29 protein-coding genes are annotated in these 19,075 nt (G+C 33.6%); 11 read left to right on the forward strand and 18 right to left on the reverse strand.

The genetic code is table 11. The annotated features are described in order from the left end of the window. Positions 1 to 55: 55 nt before the first annotated feature. Positions 56 to 991, reverse strand: coding sequence for a hypothetical protein (locus ACOQN3_RS02720; RefSeq protein WP_420544954.1), 936 nt, complete (start codon positions 989 to 991; stop codon positions 56 to 58). Positions 992 to 1,278: 287 nt separating this feature from the next. Here ACOQN3_RS02720 and ACOQN3_RS02725 point away from each other — a divergent pair, with 287 nt between their 5' ends. Beyond that, positions 1,279 to 1,650, forward strand: a complete 372-nt coding sequence (locus ACOQN3_RS02725) for a DUF6659 family protein (protein WP_420544955.1) — start codon at positions 1,279 to 1,281, stop codon at positions 1,648 to 1,650. Positions 1,651 to 1,737: 87 nt separating this feature from the next. On the opposite strand, the gene ACOQN3_RS02730 is transcribed toward ACOQN3_RS02725, so the two are convergent. After that, the gene (locus tag ACOQN3_RS02730) at positions 1,738 to 1,887 is read right to left on the reverse strand and encodes a hypothetical protein (RefSeq protein WP_420544956.1); all 150 of its coding nucleotides are present in this window, start codon (positions 1,885 to 1,887) and stop codon (positions 1,738 to 1,740) included. 227 nt (positions 1,888 to 2,114) lie between these two features. On the opposite strand from ACOQN3_RS02730, the gene ACOQN3_RS02735 reads away from it, so the two are divergent. Then, on the forward strand, positions 2,115 to 2,723 hold the full coding sequence (locus ACOQN3_RS02735; RefSeq protein WP_420544957.1) for a hypothetical protein: 609 nt from the start codon (positions 2,115 to 2,117) through the stop codon (positions 2,721 to 2,723). Between the two features lie 65 nt (positions 2,724 to 2,788). Next, entirely contained in the window at positions 2,789 to 3,049 is a 261-nt protein-coding gene (locus ACOQN3_RS02740) for a hypothetical protein (RefSeq protein ID WP_420544958.1), read from the forward strand. 46 nt (positions 3,050 to 3,095) lie between these two features. On the opposite strand, the gene ACOQN3_RS02745 is transcribed toward ACOQN3_RS02740, so the two are convergent. Then, positions 3,096 to 3,323 carry a hypothetical protein gene (locus ACOQN3_RS02745; protein ID WP_420544959.1) on the reverse strand — a complete coding sequence of 76 codons (228 nt, stop codon included), beginning with the start codon at positions 3,321 to 3,323 and terminating at the stop codon, positions 3,096 to 3,098. 116 nt (positions 3,324 to 3,439) lie between these two features. Here ACOQN3_RS02745 and ACOQN3_RS02750 point away from each other — a divergent pair, with 116 nt between their 5' ends. The 3 genes from ACOQN3_RS02750 to ACOQN3_RS02760 all read left to right on the forward strand — a co-directional run bounded on the left by ACOQN3_RS02750 (position 3,440) and on the right by ACOQN3_RS02760 (position 5,300). Next, positions 3,440 to 3,703, forward strand: a complete 264-nt coding sequence (locus tag ACOQN3_RS02750) for a hypothetical protein (RefSeq protein WP_420544960.1) — start codon at positions 3,440 to 3,442, stop codon at positions 3,701 to 3,703. Between the two features lie 93 nt (positions 3,704 to 3,796). Further along, positions 3,797 to 4,708, forward strand: a complete 912-nt coding sequence (locus ACOQN3_RS02755; protein WP_420544961.1) for a hypothetical protein — start codon at positions 3,797 to 3,799, stop codon at positions 4,706 to 4,708. A 367-nt stretch (positions 4,709 to 5,075) separates the two neighbouring features. Next, a complete protein-coding gene (locus tag ACOQN3_RS02760; protein ID WP_420544962.1) occupies positions 5,076 to 5,300 on the forward strand; it encodes a hypothetical protein in 225 nt (74 codons plus the stop codon). Positions 5,301 to 5,311: 11 nt separating this feature from the next. Here the strand turns inward: ACOQN3_RS02760 and ACOQN3_RS02765 are convergent, their stop codons facing one another. The 4 genes from ACOQN3_RS02765 to ACOQN3_RS02780 form a co-directional block, all read right to left on the reverse strand. Continuing rightward, a complete protein-coding gene (locus ACOQN3_RS02765) occupies positions 5,312 to 5,749 on the reverse strand; it encodes a hypothetical protein (RefSeq protein WP_420544963.1) in 438 nt (145 codons plus the stop codon). A 60-nt stretch (positions 5,750 to 5,809) separates the two neighbouring features. Beyond that, complete coding sequence (locus ACOQN3_RS02770; protein ID WP_420544964.1) at positions 5,810 to 6,190, reverse strand: hypothetical protein; 381 nt, start codon at positions 6,188 to 6,190, stop codon at positions 5,810 to 5,812. 165 nt (positions 6,191 to 6,355) lie between these two features. Next, complete coding sequence (locus ACOQN3_RS02775; protein ID WP_420544965.1) at positions 6,356 to 6,682, reverse strand: hypothetical protein; 327 nt, start codon at positions 6,680 to 6,682, stop codon at positions 6,356 to 6,358. Between the two features lie 371 nt (positions 6,683 to 7,053). Then, positions 7,054 to 7,479, reverse strand: a complete 426-nt coding sequence (locus ACOQN3_RS02780; protein WP_420544966.1) for a hypothetical protein — start codon at positions 7,477 to 7,479, stop codon at positions 7,054 to 7,056. Positions 7,480 to 7,544: 65 nt separating this feature from the next. On the opposite strand from ACOQN3_RS02780, the gene ACOQN3_RS02785 reads away from it, so the two are divergent. The 4 genes from ACOQN3_RS02785 to ACOQN3_RS02800 all read left to right on the forward strand — a co-directional run bounded on the left by ACOQN3_RS02785 (position 7,545) and on the right by ACOQN3_RS02800 (position 10,482). Continuing rightward, positions 7,545 to 8,114: a DNA-3-methyladenine glycosylase I gene (locus ACOQN3_RS02785; RefSeq protein ID WP_420544967.1), complete on the forward strand. Its 570-nt coding sequence runs from the start codon at positions 7,545 to 7,547 to the stop codon at positions 8,112 to 8,114. Between the two features lie 103 nt (positions 8,115 to 8,217). After that, on the forward strand, positions 8,218 to 9,489 hold the full coding sequence (locus ACOQN3_RS02790) for an NRAMP family divalent metal transporter (RefSeq protein WP_420544968.1): 1,272 nt from the start codon (positions 8,218 to 8,220) through the stop codon (positions 9,487 to 9,489). 99 nt (positions 9,490 to 9,588) lie between these two features. After that, the gene (locus ACOQN3_RS02795) at positions 9,589 to 10,110 is read left to right on the forward strand and encodes a ferritin (protein ID WP_420544969.1); all 522 of its coding nucleotides are present in this window, start codon (positions 9,589 to 9,591) and stop codon (positions 10,108 to 10,110) included. A 39-nt stretch (positions 10,111 to 10,149) separates the two neighbouring features. Beyond that, positions 10,150 to 10,482 carry a hypothetical protein gene (locus ACOQN3_RS02800; RefSeq protein WP_420544970.1) on the forward strand — a complete coding sequence of 111 codons (333 nt, stop codon included), beginning with the start codon at positions 10,150 to 10,152 and terminating at the stop codon, positions 10,480 to 10,482. 118 nt (positions 10,483 to 10,600) lie between these two features. Here ACOQN3_RS02800 and ACOQN3_RS02805 read toward each other — a convergent pair whose 3' ends face one another. From ACOQN3_RS02805 to ACOQN3_RS02820, 4 genes are read right to left on the reverse strand one after another with little or no spacing between them, the layout of a single operon-like run. Further along, positions 10,601 to 10,744, reverse strand: coding sequence for a hypothetical protein (locus ACOQN3_RS02805; RefSeq protein WP_420544971.1), 144 nt, complete (start codon positions 10,742 to 10,744; stop codon positions 10,601 to 10,603). A gap of 55 nt (positions 10,745 to 10,799) precedes the next feature. Then, positions 10,800 to 10,973, reverse strand: a complete 174-nt coding sequence (locus ACOQN3_RS02810) for a hypothetical protein (RefSeq protein WP_420544972.1) — start codon at positions 10,971 to 10,973, stop codon at positions 10,800 to 10,802. Between the two features lie 34 nt (positions 10,974 to 11,007). Continuing rightward, positions 11,008 to 11,310 (reverse strand): hypothetical protein, encoded by a 303-nt coding sequence (locus ACOQN3_RS02815; protein WP_420544973.1) that lies wholly within the window; start codon positions 11,308 to 11,310, stop codon positions 11,008 to 11,010. Positions 11,311 to 11,339: 29 nt separating this feature from the next. Next, a complete protein-coding gene (locus ACOQN3_RS02820; RefSeq protein ID WP_420544974.1) occupies positions 11,340 to 11,495 on the reverse strand; it encodes a hypothetical protein in 156 nt (51 codons plus the stop codon). Positions 11,496 to 11,715: 220 nt separating this feature from the next. On the opposite strand from ACOQN3_RS02820, the gene ACOQN3_RS02825 reads away from it, so the two are divergent. Further along, positions 11,716 to 12,156, forward strand: coding sequence for a pyridoxamine 5'-phosphate oxidase family protein (locus tag ACOQN3_RS02825; protein WP_420544975.1), 441 nt, complete (start codon positions 11,716 to 11,718; stop codon positions 12,154 to 12,156). Here ACOQN3_RS02825 and ACOQN3_RS02830 read toward each other — a convergent pair. From ACOQN3_RS02830 to purM, 7 genes are all read right to left on the reverse strand, one after another. Continuing rightward, entirely contained in the window at positions 12,153 to 12,965 is an 813-nt protein-coding gene (locus tag ACOQN3_RS02830) for a DNA repair protein (protein ID WP_420544976.1), read from the reverse strand. The genes ACOQN3_RS02825 and ACOQN3_RS02830 overlap by 4 nt on opposite strands. Positions 12,966 to 13,009: 44 nt before the next feature. Next, positions 13,010 to 13,210, reverse strand: a complete 201-nt coding sequence (locus tag ACOQN3_RS02835) for a hypothetical protein (protein ID WP_420544977.1) — start codon at positions 13,208 to 13,210, stop codon at positions 13,010 to 13,012. Further along, positions 13,211 to 14,797, reverse strand: a complete 1,587-nt coding sequence (gene lysS / locus ACOQN3_RS02840) for a lysine--tRNA ligase (RefSeq protein WP_420544978.1) — start codon at positions 14,795 to 14,797, stop codon at positions 13,211 to 13,213. Between the two features lie 9 nt (positions 14,798 to 14,806). After that, entirely contained in the window at positions 14,807 to 16,393 is a 1,587-nt protein-coding gene (locus tag ACOQN3_RS02845; protein ID WP_420544979.1) for an elongator complex protein 3, read from the reverse strand. Positions 16,394 to 16,444: 51 nt separating this feature from the next. After that, the gene (locus tag ACOQN3_RS02850) at positions 16,445 to 16,687 is read right to left on the reverse strand and encodes a hypothetical protein (protein WP_420544980.1); all 243 of its coding nucleotides are present in this window, start codon (positions 16,685 to 16,687) and stop codon (positions 16,445 to 16,447) included. 36 nt (positions 16,688 to 16,723) lie between these two features. Further along, a complete protein-coding gene (locus tag ACOQN3_RS02855; RefSeq protein WP_420544981.1) occupies positions 16,724 to 17,986 on the reverse strand; it encodes a cation:proton antiporter in 1,263 nt (420 codons plus the stop codon). Positions 17,987 to 18,052: 66 nt separating this feature from the next. Further along, positions 18,053 to 19,075: a phosphoribosylformylglycinamidine cyclo-ligase gene (gene purM, locus ACOQN3_RS02860; protein ID WP_420544982.1), complete on the reverse strand. Its 1,023-nt coding sequence runs from the start codon at positions 19,073 to 19,075 to the stop codon at positions 18,053 to 18,055.

Genomic DNA, 19,075 nt, shown 5'->3' on the forward strand with positions numbered 1-19,075 from the left:
ACTAGTCAGATAATACAGGGTTGTGTTAAATGTCATAAAACCATTCAATAAAATATTATTTTCTGATTTTTTGATAAAGTGAATTTGCATATTCTTCTAACTGGTCAAGTTTTGACTTTAATTCTGGACTCACATAATCTTTGGAAATACTAGCAGCTGTCTTCTTCTTCTTTGATGCACTTGTTCTAGCTGGTTTTCTAGCAGCTGTCTTCTTCTTCTTTGATGCACTTGTTCTAGCTGGTTTTCTAGCAGCTGTCTTCTTCTTCTTCTTTGATGCACTTGTTCTAGCTGGTTTTCTAGCAGCTGTCTTCTTCTTCTTTGATGCACTTGTTCTAGCTGGTTTTCTAGCAGCTGTCTTCTTCTTCTTCTTTGATGCACTTGTTCTAGCTGGTTTTCTAGCAGCTGTCTTCTTCTTCTTCTTTGATGCACTTGTTCTAGCTGGTTTTCTAGCAGCTGTCTTCTTCTTCTTCTTTGATGCACTTGTTCTAGCTGGTTTTCTAGCAGCTGTCTTCTTCTTCTTCTTTGATGCACTTGTTCTAGCTGGTTTTCTAGCAGCTGTCTTCTTCTTCTTTGATGCACTTGTTCTAGCTGGTTTTCTAGCAGCTGTCTTCTTCTTCTTTGATGCACTTGTTCTAGCTGGTTTTCCATCAATAATTCTCCATAGATCTGAAATTATTTTTGAATTATTGGATTTTGGGTCAGTGCTAATCAAGAATAGATTTTGATTATAAAACAACATGATTGTGCTTACTTTTTCAAATTTAGTAACTGTCTCTGTTATTTTTCCAAGTTTGTATTCTATATTTTCAAGGCGTTTCCATCGTGAAAATGAGTAATGGATGAGCATGTTAGTTTCATCATCGCTCAACAAGGATGTGGTGTCTTTTCTATTTTTTTGTAGGATCAAATTCCCGCTAGGGTTTATGATTCCTACAAATCTTATTTTCTCACTAGATTTCAGAAATTTGTTACATAGTTGATCAAAATCCATCTCACGTTAGATGAAAAAGCCTATTATTAATAATTAATTCCTCGACTGATTTTCAAAATCAACAAAGAAATACAAGATCAGGTTCAAAATCTTCCTGTTAATGAGCTCCTAGTCTTCTCTCTAATTGATCCAATCTTGCTTTTTTTGTGATTAATCTCAACATATTTTGTGACTTTTGAAGATTAGAAGAATTTTCAAAAAATTTATTTGGTAATTTTAGATAAATTTGTAAAATAGTATTTATTCGAATAAGATCTTATTTTAAGAAGTATTAATCCTATAATTTAATGGATTTTGAAAATTTCTACAATAAAATAATGAACATAGACAAATCAGTCCAATATGCTGCAATTTTGCACAAGAATGGTGAAAAAATGTTTGGAGGCTATAGAGCAGAAATGGAACCTGTACTTACTGATGATGAATTAAAGATGGTTCACTTTTATGCGGTGCAGCGATGGGATACAAGAAAAAATATTGAACACAGAATTGGAAAAACAAAGTATTCTATGGGCGAATATGAAAAGATGAAAAGAATATCATTTCCAATAAATGACAAGTATCTGCTGATGGTTCACACAAGCATTGAAAATGATCATCAAAATATAATCTCTGAAATACTAAATTTGATCAAAAACATTCATGATAATGACAGTTAATTTTGATATGACATAATCCATTTTGGATGTCTAGACGCCACCACAATACATTATTGTGATGATATTGTTTATTGAATACCGTTGATTCTAACCTCTACCGCGTATCCATCTAAGTGCAGCAAGCTTGCCTTCCCAAAATGCTAATTTTTCTTTGTCATTGACATTGTCATGCGTCTTTTTTATGCATTGCTGAATTTCAGTTTCAATTTCTTCAGGAGTTCTAGACTCTATGCTCATGGTTCTGTGTCTTTTACAAAATATCTAACCTTTTTGTATGCTGAAGTGGATGTGGTGATCTCTATTACCGTGCATTTTGTACGTTTTCTAGCAGCTATCTTCATTTTTTGAAGAACTTGAAAATGATATTTTACAACACTAATTTGTTAATACGTGTTGGAAAAGCTTGGTTTTTTCTTTTCAGATCTGATTTAAGAATTAATTAATGCTGAATACAAAGTAATTTTGTGTCATCTGATTCTGTGAGGACTAGACGAAAAGCATGGTACTTGTTACCTATATTCTTCAATATTGTTGGTGGCATTATTGCATATCTTGTAATGAGAAATGATGACTCTGTTAAAGCCAAAAGATGTCTCATTATTGGTGCCTCTTTGTTTGCTGTAAACATGCTTTTTGGAATAGGGCTTATACCTGGGTTAGATAGCATGGATAGGCTCTTTTTGGGCGATTCTATACAAGCAAGCAATGTGGAATTGGAATTTGGGGATGAATCCTTGAAGATAATTCTCAACGAACAGGCAAGGTTCTTGGCAGTACATGATGAATTCATTGAAATTCCTCTTGAGAATTTGGTGGACGCCAATGCTCTCCTGCCAACTGTAAGTGATACTGATGTTAGAATGCCCGGAACTGCAATATCTGGTTTGATAAAGGCTGGTACCTATCTTACAGAAAATAAGAATACTGAGTTTTGGTTTACAAAAGATGGAAATACTGCACAAATCATCACCATTGAACTTCAAGGCCATAAATTCAACAGGATTGTATTGCAGTCTGAAAAAAACATGCAATGGATTGAACATATTGGTGAGATCATCTCTTCTAAAAAATGAAATTGAATTAGTTGTTTTTGAATACACAAATGATTAAACAATCCTTTGTTGTTGTTTTTTCTAAGATGGGAAAAAATGAACGAATCATTGCTCAAGATCTCTCTGATCTCAAGTACGCTTTACTCACAGATGACTATGCAAAGCTAACTGAGTTGTGTGATGTCCTTACAAGGGATATGAAAAAATATTCTGTAAAAGATGATCTTAAATCTAGGCTGGAACCCGTTTCTGAATACTCTACTGCTAATTCTACTGACCAAAATTCTGTAAATGAAAAAGTCAAAATTCTTGATGAATTAATTACTGTTTTAATTTCTACAAGATAAAATTAAATTATTCTTTGAATTTGAATACTGGGTTTTTTGATAATTTTTAGTCTAACGTTCTTCTAAAATATCTGTCATAACATCCATTGTGATAAAGCAAGAGTCTTCGTGTTGAATCTCTTCTGATCTTTACTTCTACCATATTTGAAAATTGAATTTCAACATTACAATATTTACATTTTCCAGAATATTTGAACTGGACATCTTTTTTTACTTGTGGAAAATTGTCTTGTAATTCTTCTTGCGTAATCTTTTCATTATTTTCCACTGTCATTTTATTTCATCAAATCTGGTTTTTTTGGACTGCATCATGATGATGCTATTGCATTCCTTTTCTTCTTTTGATTATTTGTTACTAAAAAACAATTAATTTAAGACCGTGTGTTTCCAGTGTCCTGTATATTGGTTCATTATTTCATTAACCAGATAAAACACACTCCTCACAAGCCATCTTTGTGCGTAAATTGCCGTAGCTCAAACCTAAAAGATGATGCTGTTCTGGTCACCACTGGTATTTCTGAAAAAAATGCTGATTATGTTCCCTCGTCTTTATGCCTGGATTGTGAGACCTTGATGATAATAACTCCAAACCCTGGACCCGTTGTCGGTGTCAATCACTCAGTTGGAAATCAGGTAACCGTACGTGGAAATTAGTTAAAGATCTATTGAATTGTTTGTACAATCTTTAATGTGAATGTACCCATACGTAACACATGATTATATTATATCATTATCTACAATTAGTGTTTGACTGATTGGACCAAAGATGAATCTGATGATGACAAATTTTGGAACTGGATGGAAAAAGACAAGGAAAAGTATTTCCAAAAACATCCTCGAAATTCCAACACATCCGGTAAAAAAAAGAAAAAATTCATTATTTTTGGATTAGTTGGTGCTGCACTATCTATTGCAGTCCTAGGTGGCATTGTTTCCATGAATGATGAATTTGCTTCTGAAAAATATTATCACATTCCTGATTACAGATTAAACAAATCTCCTCTTTTCTGTGCTCAAGAATTCTCAGATCCAAATTTTCCAGATTCAACTGAATATTTGTTGTCAAAAACCGGTGAATCAGTTAATCTATGGCAAAGCAGAATTGAACAATATACTCAAACATCTGGTGTCTGGAATTTTGAATACAAAACCATTCCTGAAAATTCCAGCTTTGCAGACTTTGGATGTGATGCAACAATAACCTTTGAGGCACTTCCTCCTCGTGGTTTAGAAATTGTACGAGGTGAGACTGCATTATCTCATTACGGATTCTCTGATGTTGTAATTTTTTATCTAGATCCTGTTTCCAAAGATAAAATTGCATCTAATGTTGATATGGTCATTACACATGAAATTGGACATGTGTTGGGACTAGGCCATCCAGTATTTACTGAAATGTATGATGGATTGCCATACTGGTTAAATGATGAAGGAATGATATTTTCTCGTTCAATAATGGTGACTCCTGAAATTTATCCATTTTTGCCAAATAATATGATATACACGATAACTGATTATGATGTAAGGGCCGTAGTTAATCTCTATGGTGGAGGAATAAGCAATACCCCCATCTTTTTTGGCTATCTGAACTATATTGTAATTGCAGTTATGCTTTTTGTAGTTGCATTTTTTGTAAATAGAAAACTCAAAGATTTCTGAGTTGTGCCTGATTTCTTGTTCGTATTTGTTTCTGGGGGATTTAATTACTTGAGATCGATTGTGATTTTAGGTTAAGAAATTTGAATAGAGAGCCATTTGGGAAAAAATGTTCATGTGATCATTTTGAAAGTGAACACTTTGTAAAAAGAATTGTCTCTTCTAATCCTAGACTATCCCATGATTTGCAATTTCTTCCTCCTCATGCTCCGTCACTTGATGAACCAATACGAACTAATTGTAAATTATGTAAATGTAAAAAATTCAATCCTCCAAAGAAAGGTTGGTCTGTATTTCAATAATTTTTCTTTTTGAATTTAAAATAGTATGGTAAAAGATAATTTTTTTATTCCAAAAAACATCAAAAAGAATGAAAGAGTTAATTTATGAACAGATTAGAACTCTTTTGTCTGAAAAAAGACCTGCTTGGAATTATATTTTTGAGAATGATACAATGAAAATCAACACAAATGATAATTTTGTAGATTCTGAAATACTGCATAACATTCAAGATATGGGATTTCGAATAATTGAAATTGGATATCTTGAAAAACTTGGAATAATTTTTTCAATTGTAGACGAAAGCCTTGATTGATTTATTCTATTTTATGATTTTTTATTTTCTTGTTTTGGGTTTAGTAACGATGTCCAAAACTCTATTGTTTTTTTATTAAATTCTGAGAAATTCTCTACATTTTGATTCCAAGTCTTGATATTTTTTTTATTTATTTCAATTACTGACACTAGTAATTTATGATTCATAGCACGAGATTTTTTAATGTCCTCATGCATGTCTTCAAATATTTTCCATGAATTCTCTGAGATATGTTGTTTTAATCCTAAATTTTCTGTAAATTGTTTTTGCAGCAAAATGTTTGTTTTGATAGTTGATTTCCATGCCTTATAGTATTCATTTTGTAAGTCAAACAAAATTTGTTGGATATGGGGTACGTGACTTTCAATGTCTAGACAATACGCATCGGTATTTTTCTCTATCATGTTAAAAGCTGATTTGTCTTGATTGTTTTCTTCTTGATGACTCATAATCTCCATTTTTTTTCATGAATTTAAGTAGTAACCTGTATGGTTCTTTTTCTCTCGAATCTATTGTCTTTTTGTTTTTGGTATTTTTTCTTGTTTTCTCTGTTTTATGAACATGTATGAGCTTATTCCTAAAAGGGTACCTTGTAGAATATATCCTCCAATGATTAGTACAATTCCATTTAAAAATGGTTCAAGCGTACTCATAATTTCAATATGTCTTGGTGATGCAGTATTTCCTATTATTACAATGATTGCAATTGCTATGTTTGGGATAAGCGTATATCTTATCCTCCATACTGCTATTGCTGTTAATATGATGAAAACTGATTCAAGTATTATTGCATTTGTCATAAATTTTGGATTGCCTATCTGAATTCCAATCAGCCCTACCACACAGATAGAAATTAAAATTCCTATGATTGTTTTTTGTTCCTTTTGCATTTCTAAAGCCTTTGTCTGGTTATGTTGATTATTCCCTTTATTTCTATAAATTTTTCATTTGGATTTTGTATTCTTATCTTTGATTTGTATTGTATTGATTATTATCAAAACTTTCTCTGTTTTTAATAAAGACTTTTTTTTACAATTCAAAATAACTCGAATTTTTTAGGACTCATTTCCGTATATTTGGTTTAACTCTTCCCATATTGTATGGTGGTGTTTTCCCAAATTTGAGTCAGATCCTGCGTTTCCTTCACATATTAAATGAAATTTTTTCTTATCTCTGATTTTATTTTTCATGCGTTCAAATTTATCAGCGTTTTCTTGATTTTCAAGAATCTGCTGCTCAAATGATTTTAAAAGATGTAAACACATCTCTGCATTTTCATCATATCTGATTTTTTGATTGATCATTTCCCTGTCTTTTTCAAAACACGTAATTATTTCACTTAATTCTTCTTTGGTTATTTTGATCTTAACTTCTTTACTCACAATTTCATTGATGCATCTTTTTTTAAAAATCTTTAAAATTTTATCCTCTTCTGATTGTTATTATGCAAAACTTTCCAATTGTTATGAATTCCAATTTATATGAAAAATTAGTGTGAGTCAAATCTAAAGTAAATTCTTTAAATTACAGATAATTGTTTGATAAATATATAACATATTATAATTTTGTAAATAAAATAAATTCAGAATATTTGGCACCAATTATGCCTCAAGATTTTATGATTACTGTAATTTTGAAAATCATATAAAATTGAATATCTGAATCAAAGAAATCATTTGCGGACATAGGTAGATTGCCAATTTTGAAAATTCCTTTGATATTTTCTACTGGTTTGTCAAACACCCGAAAAATATCAATATGTTTTAGTTTTTCTCAGAAATACTGTTACTGCTGCCATGTAGCATCCAGTTGCAATGATCTCTGATGCTAATGATGCTAAAAATGGCTCAATTTCTATTTCTAAAAAATAGTAAAATGTTGGCCATCTAACAGACAAATAGATTATTTCTCCTACTCCAAATGAGGAAATTAACGCAAGTAATTCTTTTTTGATTTGTTTTGATTGCATAGATTTGTAACGACTTTTGTTATCTGAATAAAACAAGCAAGAAAAGATTCCAAAATAAACTACATATCCAAAAATTATTGTGATTGTAGTGTTAAGATAATTTTCTTGTTCTGTTAATGCTTGAGCAACTACCGCTGATAATGATGCAGATACTACAAAACAGATGATAACATTTCTGTTTATCCTTAAAAGTTGTTGATTCCCATTCATTTTCTATTTTCTACCTTTTTTTCTTGTTTGGTAACTCATATTTTGGATTAACTGGTATGTCAAGCATGATTATACGGTGTGATTGGGCAAAATCAGAACCAAACATAACTTATCATGATGCCGAATGGGGGATTCCTCAACATGATGATCAAAAATTATTCGAATTCCTTATACTTGAGGGAGCTCAGGCCGGATTGACCTGGACTACTATTCTCAATAGACGTGATGGCTATCGCAAAGCATTTTCAAATTTTGATCCAAAAGTTGTATCAAAATATAATAAAAAAAAAGTTGCAACCCTACTGCAAGACAAGTCGATAATACGAAATCGGCTCAAAATCAATTCAGCCATAAATAACGCACAATGTTTCCTTGAAATTCAGCAAGAATTTGGCTCTTTTGACAAATATTTGTGGGCCTTTGTTGATTTCAGGCCTATCTTGAATGAATATGAAAAATCATCTGATCTGCTTGCCTCTACTGAAATTTCAACAAATCTCAGCAAAGACCTCAAAAAACGAGGATTTACCTTTGTTGGGCCCACCATTTGTTATGCCCTTATGCAGGCAGTTGGGATGGTAAATGACCATACTGTTGCATGTTTTAGATATACTGAGTGTCAACAACAAAATTGAAATGATTACATTCTAGGCTTGTCTTCTTTACCTTATTTTCAATTTTGTTTCATTATGCAAAATTTTAGTTATATTGAAGATTTTTTCATGATGATTATCTACAATGAATGAAAAATTATCACGACTATCAAAAACTGCTGGACCTGGTATTTTATTTGCCTGTACTGCCATAGGCGTTTCACATTTGGTTCAATCTACTCGTGCAGGAGCAGATTTTGGTTTGTTGATGTTGGGATTTGTAATAATTGCAGCTCTGCTCAAATACCCATTCTTTGAGTATGGTTCTCGTTATGCTAATTCTACTCAAACAAGCATAATTGATGGTTACAAAAAACTTGGTAAGCCTGCACTTTGGTTGTATTTTATATTAACAATTTCATCGATGTTTTTTGTTACTGGTGCAGTTGGATTTGTTACTGCAGGATTTTTAGAAAACCTATTTGGAGTTGATTTTCTCGGAGACTGGACTGTGGTCCTTTTATTTGCTGTATGTGTTTTAGTTTTGGCAATAGGACGATATACGATTCTTGATAGTTTAATCAAAGTAGTTGCAATAGTTTTGCTAATCTCTACAGTTTCTGCATTCTTGTTTGCTTTGTATCATGGTCCTACAGAACAAGTTCTCAACTTTGAACCGAAAGAGCTTTGGACGTCATCTGGAATATTTTTTCTTCTTGCACTGATGGGATGGATGCCTACTGCATTAGATCTGTCCAGTTGGAATAGTTTGTGGACTCTGGAAAGAATGAAACAGACAAAATTTAAACCAAAATTAAAGGAAACTTTGTTTGAATTTAGACTTGCTTATGTTATTACAGGATTTCTAGCTGTAGTGTTTGTAACTCTGGGTTCATTTATTTTCTATGGTTCTGGGGAGGAATTACCTAACAACAATTCTCTATTTGCACATAAGGTGGTTACCCTGTATACTGCAACTATTGGGGATTGGAGCTATATTGTGATTGCTTCTTCTGCTTTTACTGTGATGTTTGGCACAATTATTGCTGTTTTTGATGGCTATTCTAGGTCCTTACAGAGAACAATCTTCTTAATTCAGGACAAAGAAAAGAACAAAATTCAAACATCTGATAAAAAAATACGAATTTTTTACACTACTCTGTTACTGATTCTCTCTATGGGTTCTCTTGTTGTGATCTTGCAATTTGAAAATAACTTACGGGAACTAGTTGACTTTGCAACTGTCTTATCTTTTGTAATTGCACCTGTAGTTGCAGTATTTAATTTCAGATTGGTAACAGGAAAGTTCTTGTCAGAAGATTCTCAACCCTCACTGGGACTGAAAATACTAAGTATTTCAGGAATTTTATTTTTGATTATTTTTGCATTGATCTTTTTAATTACTAGATTTTCTTGAGTCTGATTTTTTTATCTTGTTTTACCAAATATTGCCTGAAATATTTTTTGGACTTTTGATTCCCAGAAACTATTTTAACAGTGCCTTGCAAGTATTTTTATGAAAATTTCTAGTAAAATGAAAAAAGCACTAAACGATCAAACAGCACTTGAAGCAGACGCATCTAATACTTATTTGGCAATGGCTTCATGGTGCGAAACAACTGGGTATGAAGGAGCAGCTGCATTCTATTATGTTCAAGCTGAAGAAGAACGCCAACACATGCTCAAATTCATTCACTATCTAAACGATATTGGAGCAACAGCTACAATTCCAGGAACAAAATCTCCCGCCTCTAATTTCAAATCACTTGAATCAATTCTAAAAACATCTCTAAATAACGAAATGGTAGTCACAAAGGCAATTCATAGTATGGTTGAACTTGCACAAAAAGAAAAGGATCATTCCACTTATGCATTTCTAGAATGGTTTGTAAATGAACAAGTAGAAGAAGAAAAGAAATTCGAAACTTTGTTGCAAAAGTTTGATCTTATCGGAAGAGACAAACTTGCCATAAATGAAATTGACAAAATTCTAAATGGGATGGCTACTCTTCCACCTGCTGATTCTGGAAACGCATAGTCATAAAATAATTAATACTCCTTACTTTTCATCTATTTCATGACTGTTACTGTTACCAGAAAACCTGGAGGGATTACACAATTGTTTAATACTGAAACTGGACGGGTAACATACAAATGCAAAGCAGATTCTGCATTTATGCTAATTGAGGCCTTTGGAGGCATTGTCAAGTTTAATCAAAAAGGCTCTATGGCAACTGTCACTGGACACATCACATCTCTTGAGTCATGTGATTTGATAAAAGAGGGAGATCCAAATTACAAAGACGCTTTATCATCTATTATATCTGCACACGAAGAATTTGCAAAACAGGTATCTGATTCATATCAAAAAGAGATTCAAGACTTAGAAAATAAACGTCAGAGTCTTTAACTCGGTTCAAATTTTTCACATTTGCATCCTTTTACAATGCATTTGCCTATTCCATCAAGATGTATTGCGTTATCATGATAACACCCAATTTCTTTGTTGCTACATTTCATTTGTGATTCTACCTAGTTTTTGACTTTTTATTTTGTTTTTTGATTCCTCTTGGGATGTCCTGAACTTTGCCAATATGTGCTGCCAATTCAATTACATTGTCCCCAAAATTCATACCGCAAAACTTACAATCAAAGGAATATTGGTTTGACACAAAAAGATTATTTCTAAATATTATTAAAAAATTACTTGAATTCTATTTTGTTTTATTATCCATAAATCAAGCAATGTTCGCATTCGCAGACTTCTTGTTGCTTTGATTTTTTAAGACATTTTTTATGTTGACCTGCTTGACATTGTACACATATCTCATCTATGTTTTCAATTGTGGTGTATTTTTTTGACTGATCAAATCCGAATCCTCCATCTTGTGGCCCAACCATGTGTTATGTTTTAATTTGTAGTATTTTTACTTCACTAATTGCCGATTTGGTCTTTGATTACCTTTTGTAGTTCTGTTTTGTGAGTTTCAATTATTCCTCTTATCTCAAATGTATCTACGTACCCTCCAGCCGAGGCTCTAGTTGCTTTGAGTAAGTAATGTAGGGCACCTTCTTCTATCTTTCCCACATAGTATCCGTACAGGAAATCTTGCTCATCTTGACATCTCCAGATCTGCTTGATATTCGGAAAAGTTTGCTTTATTTCACTTGGAATCTCTTGTATTCTCCGCTGTATGTATTGGTCTAATGACTTTCGTATGGATGAATCCTGTAGCAATTCTAAAAATTGTTTAGCATTGCCTATTTTTAGTCGTTATTTTCATCACTATCTTTCTTTTCTGCTTCTGGTTTATCCCACATGTGCATGGTTCCACGAATCATAAAAGATCCTACTATAATGGCTACAATCCCTCCTACAATAAAAATAAAAAATTTACCGATATCTTTGATATTGACCACCATGATGTTCTATATTTGACATAATTATAACTGTCTAGAATTTGATTAGATTCAATAACAAGACTGAATGTAACATTTTGAATGTCTAAAATTAAACAAATTGCAGCATGGATAGCAATTATTGGGGGAGGCATTGGTTTCTTCTTCTTATCTCAGGCTCTGACTGAAGTGATGAGGTAATTTTCGAAAAACCTTTCTTTGTTGTTTTTTGAAGTTATTGTTGATGATTACTCGAGAAATTAGGGATTTTCTTGATCTTCAAAAACTCGGATATGTTGCTACTGTGTCTCCTGACGGCAAACCTAACTTGTCTCCTAAGGGTACCGTAATTGGTTGGACTGAAAACACGCTGGCTTTTGCAGATATTCGCTCTCCTGATACGATGAAGAATTTACAAACCAATCCTTTTGTAGAAATTAATGTAATTGATCCTCTCATTAGAAAAGGATACCTTTTTGAAGGAAAAGCAAGCATTGTATCTGATTCTGTCTTGTTTGATGAACTATTGCAACATTATAGGAATAAAGGCATCAAAAGTCAAATACAATCCCTAGTCTTAGTGGATGTTACATCTGTGTCTGAGGTTACTTCTCCTTTGTATGATATGGGAATTTCTGAAGATGAAATCAAATCAAAATGGAAAAAACACTTTGCTGGCCTCTAATCCTCTGTTTTCTCTGATTTTGACTTGAGTGATTCTAATTCTCTTTTTGTTTTTTCATGCTCTTCTCTTTCTTTTTCCAAGAGTATCTGAACTGCTTCAAGTTCTTTTTGTGTTGTATTGAGCTTTGATTTTAGAGATCCTACGACAGCACTTGCAGCTTCAATAATTCCTGCTGAACTCTTTTGATCTGATGTTTCACCTTGAATAAATTCTTGCTCCTTTGGAGTCAGAATATTTGTATCTTGAAAATGATCTTTTTTCTCAAGTTCTTCTTTTGCATTGTATAATCTTGAATTTGCCTCATCAAGCTCTCTTTGAGCCTCTATCTGTTGTTTTCTAATGATGTGTAATTTTGATTGCTCGTTTGCAATTTCTTCCTTTGTCTCTTCTTGTTTCTTTGTGATCTCTTCTAATTCTTTTTTTACCTTGATGAGATTTTCTTCTGTTCTGTTGTATTCTTGAGTAGTTTTAGAATTTTTTTGCTCTTCTAACTTTTTTATCTTTTCTTCTAGTTCTTTGTGTTCTCTTTGTATAACATCTAATTCCATCTTCTTTTGGTTTAATTCTCTTTTTACTGACATCAGGTTACTGACAGTGGAGTCATATTCGTCCTTTACAGTCTGAATTTTTTCACTGATGTTTTTTATCTCCTCTTGCTTGTTTCGGAATTCTTTTTGTAATCCTTCTACTTCTGATTCTTTCTTTAATGTAATTTCTTCACTGTTCTCAACCGTTTCAAGACTTTGTTCTGGCTTATCTTCGTTTTCGACTTTTTCTTCTCTTGTTTTTCTCCTTCCAAAAAACCCCATATTCTGTCACACTCTGTGTCTGTATCCTAAAAATGAATATTTTTTCATCTCTGAATCATTCGCCCCTTTAGAAATTTCAAATAAAATCCGATTGCTCCTATTACAAATCCTCCAATTAATGACACTGTTCCAAGCTCTGGCATTGTTGGATAAATGTTTGGAGCAAGAAACAACAATAGCGCTCCAAAAATTATCAATACAAAGCCTCCGCTGTTTTTTGATCTGTTGTGCTCGCTATGGGCCATTTAGATATGCTCCAAAATACTCTTTGAAACCTTCTTTCTTCCTATGTCTGAAATAAATGGACCTATTTTTGGACCTCTTGACGTTCCAAGAATAACCTGATAAAGTATTTTGAAAAACTCTTTTGGCTGTATATTGTTTGATTTTGCAATCTGATATATTGTATTTTGTATGTCTTCTGGTTCTTTATCTGCACCAAGCTCTTCGGCTAGTATTCTTAGTGCCTTTTTCACTGAATCCTCGATGTCAATGTCTGTTTTTTCTCTTTCATCAAATTCATCTGAAAAATTACCTGAAATCTCAATAAGCTTTTCAATTGAAGGTTCTGGATTTTTAATAACTCCATAGTCTTGTAGTTTTTTCATCACTCTTTCGATTCTATTTTCTTTGAATATTTTTGTCAATTCTGTTAATAGTCTATAATTGATGTGTACCTCTGGATTTTTTGGAGGATTTAGTAGATTGACATATTCGTAGAGGCCTCTTGATTTTATCATCTTGGCTTTGTTGTCTATCTTTATACGTCCAAAGTAAATGTCTTCTAATTCATTGTATTCATTCATCAATGATGGTATGTCTTCAAAACCTAATTCCCGAGCTCCTGTGATTCTTTTGTACAATAGTAACAAAATAGATTTTGGACTTCCAAACTCTAACCATTTCTGAGCAGTCACAACATTTCCCAGAGATTTTGAAATTTTTTTACCCCCTTTGTCTAGAAACATTTCGTATTTTACATGATGGGGATGTGGAAAGTTTAGTACTTCATCTGCAACCCAGTCATTTACCTTGACTGAATCCATAATGTCTTTACCGTATGCTTCAAATCGTATGTCAAAAGCAGCCCATCTTGCAGCAAACTCTACCTTCCAAGCTAGTTTGCCCAGATCTTTTGCAATGTCTGCCTCATCTTCGTGTCCGCATCCTTTGATTGTCTTGTCTCCAATTTTTGTATCGTGACATCTGTACTTTACTTTTCTTTCATCTTCGATGTATTCTGTTGCTTCTGCAGTGTACAGTCTATTACAATTTCTGCAAACTGGAAAGTATGGTAAATATTTTTGATATTTTTCCTGACCTACAAGATCCGAAATTTTGTCTCCAATCTTTGTGGCATTTTTTAGAATGATGTGTATTTGATCTTTTAACAATCCTTGTTTGTAAGTGTCAATAGCTCTCCTAAACTGATATTTTATTCCAACTTTGTCTAGTCCTTCTAACAATAGACTACTCATGTGCATCCCATATGATTCGTGACAACCATATGGATCAGGAATCAATGATACTGGTTTTGCAATATGTTCTTGCAATGTTTCAGGAAATCCTTCTGGGATTTTTCTTAATCCGTCAAGATCATCAGAGTATGCAATTAATTCTGATTTGTAGCCAAAATTCTCTAACGCCATTTTGACCCCGTATGCCCTTACTGCGTCTCCTAGACTGCCTATATGTGGTATTCCAGATGCCCCAAGACCACTTTCAACTCTGAGCAAATCGGTATTTCTGCCTAATTTCTTCTCTCTTTCAAGTAACTCAAATGCAAGCTTGTCGATCCATGTTCCCTTACCAATAATCTCTTGCTCTGACATTTCCGTTCCTTATTTCAATGTCTTGGACATGTATGGGCCATATAACGAATACCCTAACTTTTGATAATATTCTCTAGTTCCTACTGCGCTGATTACCAGTATCTTCTTTACGTCAAATTCTTCTTGTGATATCTTTTCAGCCTCCATCATCAATTTTTTACCTAGTCCTGAATGCTGAATTTCATTTTCTCCTTTTTCGCCCAGTTTTAATGATTTACCGTAAACATGAAGCTCCCTTACAATTGATGTGTGATCCTTTATCTCATCTCTATGTGCTGCGTTGCTTGGTTTTCTTAATCTTAAAAATCCATAAATTAATTCATCCTTGTCTTCATATGATAGGAAGATTTCTTTTCCTTCTGAGGAATCATAGTTGATTCTTTTTAGTTCTAATTCTTTTGGGTTCGTTTTGCTGTTTTTTAGGCCTGCCTCTCTGCATCTTATGCATTTGCAAGAAAGTCCTTGTCTTTTTAGATTTTGAAGTACTATCTGTCTGAGATTGCCTGACTTTGGTCCTGCAATTATCTCATTTGCTGATATTTCTCGTTGCACTCTCATTATTCTTACCCATTTTGGAATCTCTTTCTTTACTTCTGTTAGAACCTTGATCATATCTTCGTCTGAATATGGTGTATAATCGCCATTTTTGAATTCGTCATAAAGAGGTGTATTTTCAATTACTAACGATGGGTAAATCTTTAGCATGTCTGGACGTAGCTGAGGATCTGAAAACAATTTTTTAAAATCATTAATGTCTTCTTCTGGTGTCATTGTGGGCAATCCTGGCATCATATGTGCAACAAGTTTGTATCCTGCGTCTTTTGATATTTGGAATGATTCTACTACATCCTTGTAGTTGTGACCTCTGTTTACTTTTTTGTATACTCTTTCTTGTAATGATTGAACTCCAATCTCTATTCTTGTAATTCCATAGTTTAACATCCAATCTACATGTTCTTTTTTACAATAATCTGGTTTTGTCTCAATTGTGAATCCTACGTTTCTGATTGCTGCATGTTCGTTGTTTGATTTTGCCTCTTGCAAATTCTTTGAAACTGTGCCATTTAGAGCATCATAACATGATTTGATGAATTCTTCTTGATAATCTCTTGGCATAAACAGAAATGTTCCTCCTACAATCACAATTTCCATCTTTGATGGGTCATGCCCAAATGCAACCAACTTGTCAATCTTTGATATTATTTGTAATTTGGGATCGTATTCATTTTCTATAGCATTTAGGGTTGATGGTTCATTTCCGGTATAACTATTTGGTGAATTAAATTCAATTCCTCCTGGGCAATATGTGCACCTTCCATGTGGACATGCAAATGGCTTTGGCATAAGTGCAACAACTGCAACTCCGGATGCTGTCTTTGCGGGTTTTTTTAGTAGGATTTTCCTTAATTTGTTAAAATCTGATTCATCAACAACTGATAGAATTTCATGGTTTTTTGGAATTCTTTCAAGAGCATATTTTGCACAAATCTTTTTGATTTCTTCTCTTATTTTGCCTTTGTTTGGCTCTTTGATTGTAAGTAAATTTTCAGTAATCTCGGTACAAGCTTTTGTAAATACACTGTCTAGATTACTCATATTTTCTATTTTATGATTGGGCATAAATTCGTTAAATATGTATTTTTGAATTTATCGCTTTGTTTTCTTCTTAGCAGTTGTTTTCTTCTTAGCAGTTGTTTTCTTTTTTTCACTTTTTGATTTTGCTTCTGAAATTTTTCTTTCTGCCTCTCTTAACTCTGCTATCTCTTCTTGGATTTCTTTAATCTCATCAAGAATTTCTGCCTCTCTTAACTCTGCTATCTCTTCTTGGATTTCTTTAATTTCTTTAAGCATCTCTGCTCTGAATCCCTCATTGTTTGTTTCTGCAGACATATGTTTTACTGAAGAACTACATGAACGATTTAAGACTTATGCTTCTGGTTTTGTCTTGGTTTCATTTTTTGGTGCGTCTCCGCCACCGCTCTCTTTCCTCTGCTCTTTCCTATATTCCATTTTAAGCCAAATTGGTGTGATTATTGTTGTAACTGCGACCATGATTACAATTGTAGAGTATACCTCTGATGTCAACACACCTGCTGTCACCCCCACTCCTGCCACAATGAGTCCTACTTCTCCTCTTGATATCATACCTATTCCTACTCTCATTCCTTGTGCTTTATTTTTGAGAAATAGCATTGCAGGCAGTCCACATCCAAACAATTTTGTTGCAATTGCAACTATGATAATCACTCCACTAAGCATTAAGACATTCAAATCAACTGCTCTTAGATCTACTTGTGCTCCAATAATTGCAAAGAACAAGGGTGCAAAAATCAAACCAATTTTACCAATATAGTTTTCAACCTTTTCAAACACTTTGGTGGTTGATAATGCCATGCCTACTGCAAATGCACCTACGATGGGTGACAACCCTATTGACCCTGCTAACGCAGCAGCTCCAAAAAACGACGCTGTCGCTATACCTTCAACACTTCCCTTGGCTTTCCATAATCGTGGAGTTATTATCTTTGGAATTACTATTACTGCCACTATTAGCATGATTGCAAAGAATCCAAGGACTTGGAGGATTGTAATCATGACTTCTGTTAGGTCTATACTGTCAACTCCTGCATCTGATCCTGCAATTGATGTTACTACTGATAATACTGCAATTGCCAAAATGTCATCTACTACTGCAGCACCTATGATTAGTCTTGCCTCTGGTGTTTTGATTTTACCAAATTCACTTAGCACCTGAATTGAAATCGCAATACTTGTTGCAGTCAATGCTGTTGCAATCAGCATGGATTGTAATGCATCAAATCCAAACATGCCAAATACTACTAGACCTGCAAAGAATGGAACTACGACTCCCAATGTTCCTACTGTAAATGACGCCTTTCCTCCTTTGAGAAACTCCTTTGGTGTCATCTCTAATCCTGCCATGAACAAGATTACGATTGCACCCATCTCCCCTAGGATTTTAATTTCATCGTTTATCTGCAATAGTTGCTTTCCATCCACAACAAAAAATGCCCCTAATGCAAATGGGCCTACAATCATTCCTGCCAAAAGTTCACCCAAAACTATTGGGAGTTTAAGTCTGAGGAAAAGCTCTGCCATTAATTTGGCTGCAAAGAGTAAAATTCCTACTCCTATGATCGTCTCAATAAAATGCGCTTCTGCAGCCATCTTTCTATGTTAGCCTAAAAAAATCTGTCATATAAGGTGATATTGTATCTGTGGTTGTGTTTTGTTTTACGCGATCTTCAATGAATTCACAAATACGCCCTTTCTAGAAGTTATTTCTCCAATTTCTTGACTTGATATGTTTGATTTTTTGAATATTGATTTTATTCTTGCTGTCTGATCTTTTGGTGCTATCACACAGAATCCTACTCCCATGTTGAATGTCTTGTACATTTCTTCTGACTTTACTCCTTGTTCTCCAATCAATTTCATTATGGGGGGTGTTTTTGGAAGATCATTAATCTCGTATCCTATTTTTTTGAGACGCATCAATTTTGTAAATGCTCCTCCAGTTATGTGTGCTAGTCCGTTAATTTTGCACTTTTTTACCATCTCAAGTATTGGTTCTGTGTATATTTCGGTAGGCTTTAACAATGCATCTCCTATCACTCCTACTCCTTTGACCTTGTCCTTAACAGAATATTTTGTCAAAAGTGCCTTTCTTGCCAAGGAATATCCGTTTGAGTGAATACCTGTACTCTTTGCACCAATTATTACATCTCTTGGTTTGATTTTATTTCCAAGAATCATCTCTTTTCTTTCTACTAGTCCTACTACCATTCCTGCTAAATCAAATGCAAATCCCTTACCCTCGATTACGTCTGGCATGATTGCTGTTTCTCCGCCTACTATTGGCATTTTTGATTTCTTTGCACCTTTGACTAGCCCTTCGACAATTTTTTTAAATATTCTCTGATCGTTTTTGTTTGCTGCAATATAGTCTACAAACGATATTGGTGTTGCTCCAATACATATGATATCGTTGACATTCATAGCAACACAGTCGATTCCTATTGTGTTGTATTTTTTCATCTTGTTTGCAATTACTACTTTTGTTCCAACTCCGTCTGTATGCGTTGCTAGTAGTTTGCCTCCTGGTATTTCTACAATTCCTGCATAGTGTCCAAAACCGTGTGCGATCTTTGCTTTTTTTTGTAATTTGTGTGTGGACTCAATTAGTTTGCCTATCGCCATCTGGCTTTGTTTTATTTTAGAAATATCTACCCCTGCTTTTTTGTATGTGAATGTCAT

Origin of the sequence: Candidatus Nitrosopumilus sp. (genome assembly GCF_965223225.1) — an archaeon.
In the GTDB taxonomy this organism is placed as follows: Archaea; Thermoproteota; Nitrososphaeria; order Nitrososphaerales; family Nitrosopumilaceae; genus Nitrosopumilus.

Coding starts and splice junctions, on each gene's coding strand:
- ACOQN3_RS02760 (WP_420544962.1), top strand. CDS start 5,076: ATGAAAGAGTTAATTTATGAACAGATTAGAACTCTTTTGTCTGAAAAA.
- ACOQN3_RS02790 (WP_420544968.1), top strand. CDS start 8,218: ATGAATGAAAAATTATCACGACTATCAAAAACTGCTGGACCTGGTATT.
- ACOQN3_RS02835 (WP_420544977.1), bottom strand. CDS start 13,210: ATGGCCCATAGCGAGCACAACAGATCAAAAAACAGCGGAGGCTTTGTA.
- ACOQN3_RS02720 (WP_420544954.1), bottom strand. CDS start 991: ATGGATTTTGATCAACTATGTAACAAATTTCTGAAATCTAGTGAGAAA.
- ACOQN3_RS02785 (WP_420544967.1), top strand. CDS start 7,545: ATGATTATACGGTGTGATTGGGCAAAATCAGAACCAAACATAACTTAT.
- ACOQN3_RS02855 (WP_420544981.1), bottom strand. CDS start 17,986: ATGGCTGCAGAAGCGCATTTTATTGAGACGATCATAGGAGTAGGAATT.
- ACOQN3_RS02820 (WP_420544974.1), bottom strand. CDS start 11,495: ATGGTGGTCAATATCAAAGATATCGGTAAATTTTTTATTTTTATTGTA.
- lysS (WP_420544978.1), bottom strand. CDS start 14,797: ATGTCAGAGCAAGAGATTATTGGTAAGGGAACATGGATCGACAAGCTT.
- ACOQN3_RS02850 (WP_420544980.1), bottom strand. CDS start 16,687: ATGTCTGCAGAAACAAACAATGAGGGATTCAGAGCAGAGATGCTTAAA.
- purM (WP_420544982.1), bottom strand. CDS start 19,075: ATGACATTCACATACAAAAAAGCAGGGGTAGATATTTCTAAAATAAAA.
- ACOQN3_RS02830 (WP_420544976.1), bottom strand. CDS start 12,965: ATGGGGTTTTTTGGAAGGAGAAAAACAAGAGAAGAAAAAGTCGAAAAC.
- ACOQN3_RS02800 (WP_420544970.1), top strand. CDS start 10,150: ATGACTGTTACTGTTACCAGAAAACCTGGAGGGATTACACAATTGTTT.
- ACOQN3_RS02740 (WP_420544958.1), top strand. CDS start 2,789: ATGGGAAAAAATGAACGAATCATTGCTCAAGATCTCTCTGATCTCAAG.
- ACOQN3_RS02725 (WP_420544955.1), top strand. CDS start 1,279: ATGGATTTTGAAAATTTCTACAATAAAATAATGAACATAGACAAATCA.
- ACOQN3_RS02745 (WP_420544959.1), bottom strand. CDS start 3,323: ATGACAGTGGAAAATAATGAAAAGATTACGCAAGAAGAATTACAAGAC.
- ACOQN3_RS02795 (WP_420544969.1), top strand. CDS start 9,589: ATGAAAATTTCTAGTAAAATGAAAAAAGCACTAAACGATCAAACAGCA.
- ACOQN3_RS02845 (WP_420544979.1), bottom strand. CDS start 16,393: ATGAGTAATCTAGACAGTGTATTTACAAAAGCTTGTACCGAGATTACT.
- ACOQN3_RS02780 (WP_420544966.1), bottom strand. CDS start 7,479: ATGAATGGGAATCAACAACTTTTAAGGATAAACAGAAATGTTATCATC.
- ACOQN3_RS02770 (WP_420544964.1), bottom strand. CDS start 6,190: ATGCAAAAGGAACAAAAAACAATCATAGGAATTTTAATTTCTATCTGT.
- ACOQN3_RS02730 (WP_420544956.1), bottom strand. CDS start 1,887: ATGAGCATAGAGTCTAGAACTCCTGAAGAAATTGAAACTGAAATTCAG.
- ACOQN3_RS02765 (WP_420544963.1), bottom strand. CDS start 5,749: ATGAGTCATCAAGAAGAAAACAATCAAGACAAATCAGCTTTTAACATG.
- ACOQN3_RS02810 (WP_420544972.1), bottom strand. CDS start 10,973: ATGGTTGGGCCACAAGATGGAGGATTCGGATTTGATCAGTCAAAAAAA.
- ACOQN3_RS02825 (WP_420544975.1), top strand. CDS start 11,716: ATGATTACTCGAGAAATTAGGGATTTTCTTGATCTTCAAAAACTCGGA.